This window comes from Candidatus Nanosynsacchari sp. TM7_ANC_38.39_G1_1 (assembly GCF_004138385.1).
The window spans coordinates 1-11,047 of the sequence record NZ_PQNZ01000024.1; the positions used below are offsets into that span (position 1 = coordinate 1).

The 11,047-nt window shown below is 48.3% G+C and carries 14 protein-coding genes and 1 tRNA gene; 3 read left to right on the forward strand and 12 right to left on the reverse strand.

Translation table 11 applies throughout. The features are described 5' to 3' along the window. Positions 1-95: 95 nt before the first annotated feature. Positions 96-1,046 carry a hypothetical protein gene (locus G1ANC_RS02260; RefSeq protein WP_129693407.1) on the forward strand — a complete coding sequence of 317 codons (951 nt, stop codon included), beginning with the start codon at positions 96-98 and terminating at the stop codon, positions 1,044-1,046. Here the strand turns inward: G1ANC_RS02260 and G1ANC_RS02265 are convergent. The 4 genes from G1ANC_RS02265 to G1ANC_RS02280 form a co-directional block, all read right to left on the reverse strand. Continuing rightward, positions 1,025-1,537, reverse strand: coding sequence for a DNA-processing protein DprA (locus tag G1ANC_RS02265; RefSeq protein ID WP_129693408.1), 513 nt, complete (start codon positions 1,535-1,537; stop codon positions 1,025-1,027). The genes G1ANC_RS02260 and G1ANC_RS02265 overlap by 22 nt on opposite strands. Before the next feature lie 241 nt (positions 1,538-1,778). Beyond that, the gene (locus G1ANC_RS02270) at positions 1,779-2,072 is read right to left on the reverse strand and encodes a hypothetical protein (protein WP_129693409.1); all 294 of its coding nucleotides are present in this window, start codon (positions 2,070-2,072) and stop codon (positions 1,779-1,781) included. Between the two features lie 98 nt (positions 2,073-2,170). Beyond that, entirely contained in the window at positions 2,171-2,524 is a 354-nt protein-coding gene (locus G1ANC_RS02275) for an ASCH domain-containing protein (protein WP_206660708.1), read from the reverse strand. Between the two features lie 247 nt (positions 2,525-2,771). Then, positions 2,772-3,737 (reverse strand): carboxylesterase, encoded by a 966-nt coding sequence (locus tag G1ANC_RS02280; RefSeq protein ID WP_164997977.1) that lies wholly within the window; start codon positions 3,735-3,737, stop codon positions 2,772-2,774. 259 nt (positions 3,738-3,996) lie between these two features. On the opposite strand from G1ANC_RS02280, the gene cyaB reads away from it, so the two are divergent. Further along, positions 3,997-4,575, forward strand: coding sequence for a class IV adenylate cyclase (gene cyaB, locus G1ANC_RS02285; protein WP_164997978.1), 579 nt, complete (start codon positions 3,997-3,999; stop codon positions 4,573-4,575). Here cyaB and pheS read toward each other — a convergent pair. Both pheS and G1ANC_RS02295 read right to left on the reverse strand, forming a co-directional pair. Next, a complete protein-coding gene (gene pheS / locus G1ANC_RS02290) occupies positions 4,572-5,612 on the reverse strand; it encodes a phenylalanine--tRNA ligase subunit alpha (protein WP_129693413.1) in 1,041 nt (346 codons plus the stop codon). The genes cyaB and pheS overlap by 4 nt on opposite strands. Positions 5,613-5,619: 7 nt before the next feature. Next, positions 5,620-5,874: a hypothetical protein gene (locus G1ANC_RS02295; protein WP_129693414.1), complete on the reverse strand. Its 255-nt coding sequence runs from the start codon at positions 5,872-5,874 to the stop codon at positions 5,620-5,622. Between the two features lie 82 nt (positions 5,875-5,956). On the opposite strand from G1ANC_RS02295, the gene G1ANC_RS02300 reads away from it, so the two are divergent. After that, on the forward strand, positions 5,957-6,898 hold the full coding sequence (locus G1ANC_RS02300; protein ID WP_164997979.1) for an MIP/aquaporin family protein: 942 nt from the start codon (positions 5,957-5,959) through the stop codon (positions 6,896-6,898). Positions 6,899-6,961: 63 nt separating this feature from the next. Here G1ANC_RS02300 and G1ANC_RS02305 read toward each other — a convergent pair whose 3' ends face one another. The 6 genes from G1ANC_RS02305 to G1ANC_RS02330 all read right to left on the reverse strand — a co-directional run bounded on the left by G1ANC_RS02305 (position 6,962) and on the right by G1ANC_RS02330 (position 10,985). Continuing rightward, positions 6,962-8,038, reverse strand: a complete 1,077-nt coding sequence (locus tag G1ANC_RS02305; protein ID WP_206660709.1) for a DNA recombination protein RmuC — start codon at positions 8,036-8,038, stop codon at positions 6,962-6,964. 36 nt (positions 8,039-8,074) lie between these two features. Then, on the reverse strand, positions 8,075-8,560 hold the full coding sequence (locus G1ANC_RS02310) for a hypothetical protein (protein WP_129693416.1): 486 nt from the start codon (positions 8,558-8,560) through the stop codon (positions 8,075-8,077). 30 nt (positions 8,561-8,590) lie between these two features. Beyond that, entirely contained in the window at positions 8,591-9,091 is a 501-nt protein-coding gene (locus G1ANC_RS02315; protein WP_129693417.1) for a phosphatase PAP2 family protein, read from the reverse strand. 1 nt (position 9,092) lies between these two features. Next, a complete protein-coding gene (hisS, locus tag G1ANC_RS02320) occupies positions 9,093-10,406 on the reverse strand; it encodes a histidine--tRNA ligase (RefSeq protein WP_129693418.1) in 1,314 nt (437 codons plus the stop codon). A 12-nt stretch (positions 10,407-10,418) separates the two neighbouring features. Then, positions 10,419-10,493, reverse strand: a tRNA-Gln gene (locus tag G1ANC_RS02325). Between the two features lie 33 nt (positions 10,494-10,526). Beyond that, positions 10,527-10,985: a hypothetical protein gene (locus G1ANC_RS02330; protein WP_129693419.1), complete on the reverse strand. Its 459-nt coding sequence runs from the start codon at positions 10,983-10,985 to the stop codon at positions 10,527-10,529. Between the last annotated feature and the right edge of the window lie 62 nt (positions 10,986-11,047).

An 11,047-nucleotide genomic window follows, 5' to 3' on the forward strand; every position in this document is an offset into this window, starting at 1 on the left:
ATAACACTATCGTACGCGAGCTAAAATTGCCCGCGAAAACCATTCGCTGCCGCATCAAAGAACATCAGCTCTAACTCTCTGCTATAATTAATGTAATGAAGCGCATCACTATGGTTAAGCACCATCCATGCACGCAGTTAGCTCATTTATACGAGCATATGTTTTTGGCGACGGCGGCCGAATTCATGTACCAGCAAGGCCAGTACCAGTTGATCGACTACATGCTAGACGGACATACTTACCCTGGCGGCATTATCATTATTAAGAGTATTTGGCACTCGGTCGATGCCACGCGGTTAGCCAACAAGATATTAACCTTGCCAACTGATTTCGGCGAAATGGACAACGAGCCGGTTTCACTAGCTCTGTACCGTTTGCTGGCCGAGGAGCCAAACCAGCTATACGTTGCCGACAGCGGCCGAATGATGCACGAATTAAGACAGCTTGACTCTCGGCCATGGCAAAACATCGATAATATCAAGCGGCTGAATAGCAGTACTAACCAAACCAGCGGTATAATTTACTCGACTAACCAGCCGTCAGCAATTCCACGCAAACTCTATATATCCTTTCAGTTAACGCAGCAATTCCGCCAGCAACGACCCGAAACGTTGCCGCTATTTTATGAATACATGCACTTTTTGAACTTATCAATCAGCCAAAAGCTTAGCCTCCAATTTGGCGCCTACACCGACGACAATCATATCAAATATCACGCCGAATACATGTCTGTCACTAATACGCTGCATCTCAGTGTACAATCGGGGCCAATCCAATTTGCTGACATTATCCGCTGCGTCCAGACCGTCGCCCGGGATTTACGCTCGCCCGATCTGAATCAACGCTTTGTCGATTATTTGCATAGCATATCTTATACTGATGAACCTTCGATAGCGCCCGACATCGACCGAATGCTGCTTGATTTGGGCATTTTGCTCGGTAGTGACGGTTGGCACGCAATTGCTACGCCAGACAACGTAAACGACGTGGCACAAGCAACACAAATCATCGCTAAGTATGGCAGTCAGAGCGAAGTGATTGAGTAATCAAAAATTTTTACTAGAATGTTTTTATCTCGGGCTTGATCAATAGTAAATGTCGTACCTCGGCTATTATTCACTCGAAAAGCTACTAGTTCGTCCGCCAAGTCAACAATCTGACAGTTGCGCGCATGAAATGATTCGGCATTGACTTCAGTGAACTCAGTGACATCGTGCACAACGCCAGGCCTACTCTGGCAAATCTTTTGTAAAAGATTTGCCGTATCAACCGCATCGTCGTAGCGGCATTTACCAGCTGCCGCTCGATCGTACAGTGCCTGGCAATACAACTCTAATTTCACCGGTAGAAATATACTAAACCGCGACGCATCCAAGCCGTTTTCATACGCCAGCCGGGCCGCCTCGTGATCAACACCAGTAGCACCGCCCGATACAATACCACTGCCCTCAGCAATCTTCTGACCAACAAATCGCTCAATATCGCGGCAAATCGCGTCATTCATTTCGCGGGTGCCAACAACCGCAAGCCAATTCATAGTATACACCTCCTATTTGTCCCATTGTGAAGCACTATCTGCGCCCATATTTTTACCTTTTTCCATTCTATTATTCAGAGACTATTCGCCAGCCTGGCCGCCTCTTTCTTCGACCCTTCCATTTAGATTATTGAGCATTTCTAAGGATTTTGGAGGAATAGGAGCAACAAGCGCGCCAGCCTCTCCAGCTTTTACGCGTTTTTCTAGATCGTCTAGCATCCTCGTGGCCGTCGGGTCATTCTCACTCTGAGTTCCTATGATAGAGCTTGGGGTCTTTTGAGCTCACCTCATCTGCTAAATTTCTGAACATAGCACGGCTTGCCGTCTTGCCAATGCCTTGTACGGCTTCTACCGAAGGATTACCATCTTCATTTTTCTCCAAACCACGATTCACTATTCCTGCTATATCCAACCCTGGCACCCCAGCTAGCTTAGCAGTCAGTGGTGTCGGCATAGGATCAATTCCTGACAGCGATGGCGCACCACTAGGATATTCAGACGGAGCCGCTGTTAACAGGTGTGGAAGTTCACTCATATTATTCTAATTTCCTTTTATATTGAATCATTTATCTTTTATGATGCCACAAAATTGTATTAATTGCAAAAATACGCCGTCGAGGCGCCTAAAAAGTATTATTTGCTTTTCTTGCCTTTAGCCGATTTGCCTTTCTCTAATTTCGCAATCTCAATAGCATACACGCCGAGTTTTTCTTTGCGCGGCGGGTAGATTTTCTGAAGAAGCCGAAGCGCTTCCGCTCTATCTTTAGCTTGCGGCACAATTTGTTGCCAGTCCTCAGCTGCCAGCATCTTAGCAAAATTATCGTAGGTACGAATCGACTTAATCCGTACCGCGCCAGACTCATGACTGGTTTCTAGCTGCAATAGCTCGCCAGCCCGTAAGCGCTTAATACTGCCATAGCCAACGCGAACCTCCAGGGTTTTACGACCCGACATGATAGCGTCGTAATATGGCTTTTTAATCCTCATTTTTCGGGCGGGCGCAGCCTGACGATACTTAATATTACGAGCAAGCATGGCTTGGCCGCTAGACTGTGTTTTTCGGCGGCACCCCTTATGCAGCCGCGATTTGGCGATTTTGCTGCCAGAAACGGCACTCCTAAACGGTCTCGTGGATATCTTTACTTTACATGCAGTCACAATAGACCATTATAACAGATCTCCACCTAACTAAGCCGAAAATGAAAAACGTCTGATAGTACGCAACTACTAAATACTATTTCTCATACACCCGCAGGTACATGCCGTACAATTCTTTCTTGTACTTCTTAACGGCTTTGTCTTCTGGAGATATTAATTCGTGGCCAGCGCCGATATAAGCTGGCGTCGTTTCGTAAGTAAATTCGGCGCCGCTAGCCTTAGCCATGCCTTCGGCGATATTTAGCGCCATGTTTTTATCAATCAAATCGTCCTCGCTGCCAATTATCAAGCCGAGATGCTTCAAGCCTTCAGCTTTCAAATCATTGCGATAATTCTGCTTGATAATGACATAATTTGCCAGCGCCCGGTACGACAAATTGCCGTCAAAGAATTGATCTGGCAGCAAATGGTTGCCATAGACATTGCGCAGCAGCGCCATTTGCCACTTCGGTGCTTTAGAAGCGTCTGGTTCATAGTACGGCGAGAGCAGTAATACCCGCGAGAATAATCCGTCGCCATACTGCGCCAGCCACGTTGCCAGCGTGCCGCCGCCAGAATGGCCGATCACGCCCAGCTCGTCGCCCAGGCCGCTGACTAGCCCAGCGCTGTCACCCATGAACTTCACCAATTCGCTGGCGCGAACTTTCCCGTGGAGTTTATTGTCTTTCATACCGTGGTGCGGCACTCGCGGTACGTACACATTGTAGCCCGCCTGGTAAAACCAGTTTGCCAGCTCAACCATTCCCGAAGGTTCAGCGCTAACACCGTGAAGAATCATTACCGCTCGGGCAGTTTTCTTGCCGTGAGTCTTCAAAATCGGCCGGCAATCTGGCCGCACCTCATTATTGGCGGTATCATCGGCAATGACTTTTTGGATATCCGCCACCGATTGGCCATAATCGCGCCGCTTGATGTCGGCTTTTTGCAACTCAGCGCTGCGACTTGGCCACAGAAAAGCCCAAGCCGCAAATCCTGCTATCAGCGCAAGTATCACGCATATTACGATTAGTATTATCTTTTTGCTACTGAGCGCTACAGACATTTTTACACCTTTCATAAGCGAACTTTGCTTTTTACTGGCCGTTGATATCCAGCAAGGATTGCAGTATTGATAACCTTTATAACTTAATTATAGCATAAACCTTACAACACGCTCCTAAATAGTTATTGCATGATGCAGTAAACTGCTCTATCCTTAATTTATGAGCACTATTACCCGTCGAATCGCCGCTGCTATTCGCGCTAATGAATTAATTATCTAGGTAAACACAGTGCTAGATAAGAACCCGAAAGGCCACCAAATGACCAAAAAACTACTAGAAATCGAACGCAAACGCCAGCTAACCGGTGACGCAAAAGAATTAATCAAGCAATTGCAAGACCTCGGTTTTAAGCCAAAGAGTAGCCGCCACGAAATTGATACATATTATTCTCGTCCTGATGTCGATTTCATGCAGACGGTTGAATGCTTGCGGATTCGCCAGCGCGATGGTTTTGCTGAGGTGACATATAAGCCTGCGACGACCGCTGCGACACATACAGAGAATGATGTGATCATTAAGCCCGAGACAAACCTGCCAATTCAACCCGGGGACGCGGCAATCGCCAAACAGCTGCTCGCCAACCTCGGTATGGTGCGGCTGGTCGAGGTCAACAAATACCGGCGATCGTTTCAGTCCTCTGATTTTCCGCAGGCAACGGTGGCTATAGACGAAATCAAAGACGCTGGGACGTTCGTGGAAGTTGAGGTTTTGTCAGACGATGAGACTAGTGCCCTAGCGATGATTAGTGAAATTGAAACCAAACTCGACCTTAGTTCGGCAGAGGTCGTGACGCGACCCTATCGGGATATTTTGTATGGGGTTATACTAAAACCTTAAAACTGCTCCAAAAAGTCCAATTTCCCGCTTTCAAAATGCCGCACGTCCTCGATGCCGTATTTCATCATCACCAAGCGGTCGATGCCGCAGCCAAAGGCAAAGCCAGTGTATTCGTTCGGATCGATGTCAGCAGCCTGCAGCACATTCGGATGAATCATGCCGCAGCCCAGCAGCTCAATCCAGCCCTCACCCGAGCAAACTTTGCAATCCGGATTTTTACCTTCGCAGAATGGGCAGCTCAATGCAAATTCAAAGCTCGGCTCAGTGAACGGGAAGTAAAATGGATTGACGCGCACGTCAAGTTTCTTGCCATAATATTCCTGCAAAAACTCCTGCAAGGTGGCGATGAGGTTGCCGACATTGACTCCCTTGGCGACATACACACCTTCGACTTGATAGAACGTGTGCTCGTGCCGCGCGTCCAGGTCTTCGTTGCGGAACACCCGGTCGGGCACGATGGCAGCGATCGCCTCGCCGTTTGCCAAATTACCACGATATTTTTTCAACACGCGGTTTTGCATGGTCGAGGTGTGCGCTGGCGCGATCAAGCGGTCGCCATTAGCGTCAGTTTCCTCAGTCATGAAGGTATCATAATCATCACGCGCCGGGTGACCCTTCGGGAAATTTAGACTCTCAAACATGTGGAATTGGTCGTCAATCTCACGCGACTCTTCCGTCACAAAACCCATGCGATTGAAAATGTCAGAAATACGCTCAATCTCGGCGCTCAGCGGATGAATCGTACCCTGCTCACTCGGCAGTAATTCAGGCTGCGGTGCATTGATGTCCATCGGCGCCGTCACGTCAATTGGTGGCAAATCGACTTTATCGAGCTCCTGGCGGCGAACTTCTATGACTACTTCTAGCGATTTTTTCAGCTCGTTGACTCGCTTGCCGAAAGCGCCGCGCTCATCATTTGGCAAAGTCTTGATGTGATCATACAGCGTTTTGATTTCTGGAGCGCGCAATACTTCTTGCGGGTGGTTAGACTGAGCCGCCCGCGCTGATAAAACTTGTAAAACTTTCTCGAAATCCATTGCTAACCTACTTATTCACCTGATATACGAATAACACAAATACGCCAACTGCCATCAGTACAATAAACACCCAAGCTGGTGCTAGAGTTGTCGTAGCCTTGGTACCTTTCAAATATTCTGAGTTTTCGATTAGCTCGCCGCTAACACCCGGAACTGGCTCGCCTTCTTGCTTTGCCTTCTGCGCTGCTTTTGCCCGCAAGTCGGCAGCAATCCGTTGCTGTAGTTCGCTGCGGCTTTCTGTCTGTTCAAAATAACGTCCCATATCATCATTATAACAGATGTATACAACCCAAAATATTTTTGTGTTATACTATGTCTATATTTCAGTAAAGGAGGGAATATTCATGGCTACTAAAAAAGCCGCTTCTACCAAGAAGAAGACGACCGCCAAGAAAACGGCCGCCAGCAAGACGACTGTTCGTACAGTATCTGCCGAAAAAGTAGAAGCACCAAAGAAGGAAACTGCCGCTGCCAAACCTACGACAACTAAACGCAGCAGCGCCAAGTTACCATCAAATATCATAAATATAATCTTTGCCGAACTAATCGGTACGTTCGTATTGACGCTGGTTGCTTTGACCACATTCAAAGACGGCGGCGTTGGCGCGCTAGCTATCGGCTTCACGCTAGTAATGCTAGTGATGAGCATCGGCGCTGTCTCGGGCTCGCACGTCAACCCAGCCGTAACATTTGGTTTATGGACTATGCGCAAGCTCAAGACAATCCTGTTGCCGTTCTACTGGGGCGCCCAGTTCATCGGCGCTATGCTGGCTGTAATCGTCACCAACTGGGTTACTGGTGGCTCAATCAACTTCGGCTTTAGCGGATTTAGCAGCATGAACTGGTCGATATTCGGCATTGAGCTGGTCGGCACCGCTATCTTCCTATTCGGACTAGCAGCAGTTCTATCGCGCGAAGAAACTTGCAATACCGGCAAAGCGCTCGGCGTTGGCTTGGCACTGGCAGTCGGCATTTTGACATCTGGCTACTTGTTATCGACCGCCAAGACGCAAGCAATCGCCGATTACCAAAGCAAAGCAACATCTTCGGCTTCTAATAAAGTTGAGATTCCTCACGTCGCTTACGTTAAGGGTGCTAGCCTTAACCCGGCTGTTGCGCTAGCAATGACTGATTCGACCGAAAAGGAGCTCACTACTGGTTCAGCTGGCTCTAACGAAGTTGTCAATTCGCGCTTCTCGCTCGAGTCGCTAGTTGGCGCTTTAGCGGGCGCCGCTGTCGGTGCCAACCTCTACGTGTTGGTTGCTGGCCGGCAAAAGAAAGACTAAGTCTTAGCTTTCTTAACAAAAATATCCCGTCTATCGGCGGGATATTTTGATAGCCAAAAACCTTTACTTCTTATCAACAGATGACGGACGATCAAGCGCCAATACTTCGACAGAAGAATCGTTACCAGCGATCTTCACTACGTCTTTATCAACTTTACCGAGCTCTTTATGAGCGTTGTTATAATGATTGACTGTCGTGCCGAGACTATTGCCTAGTTTTTGCATATACTCTTCAAATTTGGCGATGTGTTGTCCGAGCTTGCCGACGCGGACTTGAATATCCTTAGCCTGCTCCTCGATTTGCAAACTGCGCAAACCTTGCAATACCGTTTGCAAATACGCCATAAAACTCGTCGGACTAGTGATAATCACGTGCTTTTCGCGAAAAGCATACTCAATCAGATCGCGCGAACTGCCACCCTGGCCAACATTATTGATCAGTAAATCATAATACAACGATTCGCTGGGAATAAACATAAATGCGAAATCCATAGTATGCTCGCTCGGACGAATATATTTACTGGTTTCGTCGATGCGCCCTTTCAGATCAGCTTTGACTTTTTGCATTAGCTGCTCGCGCTCTTTGCCGCTAGCTTCAATCATTCGGTTGTAATTTTCGAGGCTAAATTTGCTATCAACTGGCAGAATCTGACCCTTATCAAGAAAAATCACCGCATCAACCATTTCGCCGTCGCGAAACTTATACTGAGTCTGATACTGCCCTGGCGCCAAAATATTTTCGAGAACGCTCGACAAATAATATTCGCCGAAAACACCGCGCTGCTTGGGGTTTTGTAGAACATTTTGCAAGGTTTTGAGATCAGTCGCCACATCAACGACACGCTTGTTGGTCTCGTCGAGCTTGGTCAAGCGCTGCGTGACATCAGCCACCAATTTTGAACTTTCACTAAGCTGCTTTTGTACCGATTGCTGAGTTGACAGCTGCGAGCGTTCAAGCTTGTCGCTCATTGTTTGCTGCAAATTAGTGATCGAGCGCGACAATTCAACAACATCGCCCTTAATCAGCTCTACCGCCGAGTTATTTTGCACTCGCTTCAGCTGCTGCATCAGCACAAAAATAACCACGCTAGCTGCTGCGACGACTATCACTAAAATTATAAGCAAAACCATTATTTCCATATAGCTAGCATACCGCAAATAACGGTTCTGTGCCAGCTACCCAGCGATAATCAACCGAGCCGCTACAATCAGCACAATCGATACAACCAAGTAGAGTATAAACGACCGCAATCGCGCCAGCCAAGTAAACATCGCATACGTCAACGCACCAATTACCGTCATCGCCGCCATCGCCCAATACCACGGCAATAGCGCTAAATATGATTGCAGACCCCATAGAGCCGCTATCGAAGCAATAACGATAAATAACGGCCGGTAAATTCGCGCCTGCGACAGCAGTATCAATCCGCCGATTGACACCAAAGTTACCGAAAAAATTGCTACATACAGCGGTGCATTCTGGCATAAATCATTATCGCCGCGGCACATCACCGCCGACGCGACCCGGCCAACCAAAATATACAACACCGTTAGTATTGCACCAGCGAATGCTCCATAGATAGCAGCTCGAATGATATCCTTTTTGTCCATCGGAATAAACGGCTCCAGCTTCACCGCTGCAGTCTCGTTTGCGTTGTTCATAGGTTTCTCCACATTAGTCATCTTACTAAGTTATTTTACTACATTCTTGCGTTTTTTGCTAGATGCAAGCTTAGCATTAGGCCAATCCACGTACCACAACGCCCCCAAGCAAGCCACCGCCATGCCACCGACAACATCAAGCGGCGTATGCACCAGCGCTAATATTCTGCCAACGCCGACTAGCAGCGCCATAGTTAGCATAATTATAGTAATCGAGCGGCGACGCAGTGCATACCAGACCGCCAGCACCAAAAACATCGCAAAAAGCGCGTGATCCGACGGAAATCCCGGATTATTCAGATAAGCCGCCCCTGGGTTAACGCCAAGCAGCTCAAACGGACGCAACTGTTCAGGCTGATATATTAGCCCAAGGATTTTAGCAACCACATAAGACGTCAGCCCAGCCATCAGCACGCGAGAATAAATTTCATAGCGGCGCCTACTTTCAACCTTAAAAAATAGTTCATACAAAGCCAGCAATACTAACGGAATCAGCAGCCAGTCGGCGATTATCTTAACCAGCCAAGCCACCTTATCGTTGCAGCTCCTCGACTAGTTGCTGGCGGGGAATGGGCTTATTCTCACCGGTTGCCATATCCTTCACTGTCGCGAAACGGCCGCGCACTTCTTCTTCGCCAATCAAAACGACTAATGGTATACCAAGACGATCAGCATAGCGCAGCTTCTTTTTTAACGGCACCGATTCGGTATTGAGGATTGTCGCTACGCCAGCTCGCCGCAGCTCGGCAACTATTTGCAGCGCCTCGCCGAATTGTGCATCATTAAAGGCCGCCACCATACAGCGCGCCAACGTCTGGCGATGGCTAGACACGACGCCTGCCTCGCGCAGTTTGTAGAATAAGCGCGACAGACCAATCGACACGCCAACTCCCGGTAGACGCGTCCGCGTATAGTTCTCGGCCAAGTTATCGTAGCGTCCGCCCGAGCAAACACTACCGACTTCTGGATAATCATCAAGCGTCGTTTCGTAGACTACGCCAGTATAATAATCCAGTCCGCGCGCAATCCGTAGGTCTAACTGAATACGCTGCTCTGGCAAGCCCATGTTTCGCAGCATCGCCAGCAACTCACGTAATTTTGCCGTGCCAAGTGCGAAATCATCAGAATTGATCTCGTTTTTCATTGACTCTAGCTGCGATAAAATCTCGTCGTTGCTACCGCTAATTTCTGTGAAAGCAACTACTTGCAAGACTTGCTTTTCACTAAGACCCAACTCGCGTAATTCCGCCATAAAATCTTGACGTGATATTTTCTCGATTTTATCGACTACTCGTAGTACATCCGCCGATACATCGGCCAAACCAATTCCAGCGAAAAAGCCATTCAATACCAAACGATTATTGATGTGAATCGTGAACTCGCCGAAAGCAAACTGCTCGAAAATGTCATTAATTACCGCCGGAAACTCCGCATCGGCCGCCACGCTTTCTGAGCCAATCACATCAATGTCGCACTGGTAGAATTCGCGGAAACGCCCGGCTTGAGCTCGCTCGGCGCGGTGCACTTTGCCGATCTGATAACGCCGGAACGGAAAAACCAGCTGGCCTTCATGTTCGGCGACGTAGCGCGCCAGCGGCACCGTTAGATCAAAACGCAAGCTCAAATCATTCTTGCCGCGCTCGAACCGATAGATCTGTTTCTCGGTTTCACCGCCGCCCTTCGCCAGCAATACCTCGCTCAGCTCAATATCTGGCGTGTCCAGCGGCGCGTAGCCATAGCGCTCATAAGTTTCGCGAATAATGTCGCGCAAACGATTAAACTCTATTTGGTCGCCTGGCAGGTATTCGCTGAAACCACTCGGAATGCGGGGAGTAGTTGTCTTCATATCATTATTTCTTGGCTGGGGTGGAGGGATTCGAACCCCCGCATGCTGGGACCAGAACCCAGTGCCTTACCACTTGGCGACACCCCATCGCGCCTACCTTAATATATCACTAGAGCGTCATTATTTCAAATCTAGCCGCCGTAGTTTAGCAGTCAAATACGCCGCAGCTGCTAGCCACACGCCGGCCAGCAGTAGACTAATCACCCCCGGCAGCGCCGCTACCGCGCCAAACAAACTAACTTTTCCCTGTCCGCCGCTCATCAGTACAACCGCGCTAATCGCCAGCCAAACGCCAGGCGCTAGCGATGTGCACGCACCTGATATTCGCCGCTCTAGCTTACTCAACCGCGGCATAGACAACAAAAATGGCAAAGAAATAAACTCTAGCAAAACTATAGCAATCGCGGTGATAGTGCCGTCGCCAATCCCCAGCGATTCTAGAGTTTTTGGAAATTTCTCGAACCTAAACAATTGCGCCAACATTATAATAATCGTCCAGAAACCTGCTGCCAGCGCCGCATACTGTGCGCGCTTCTTGAAAATTGTTGGCGGAAAAATACTAGCTATAAACTGTTTCATATTATTAGCATAGCATTTTTCCACACGATTTTTTATTTTTTGTCCAAAAAATGCTTGCTATT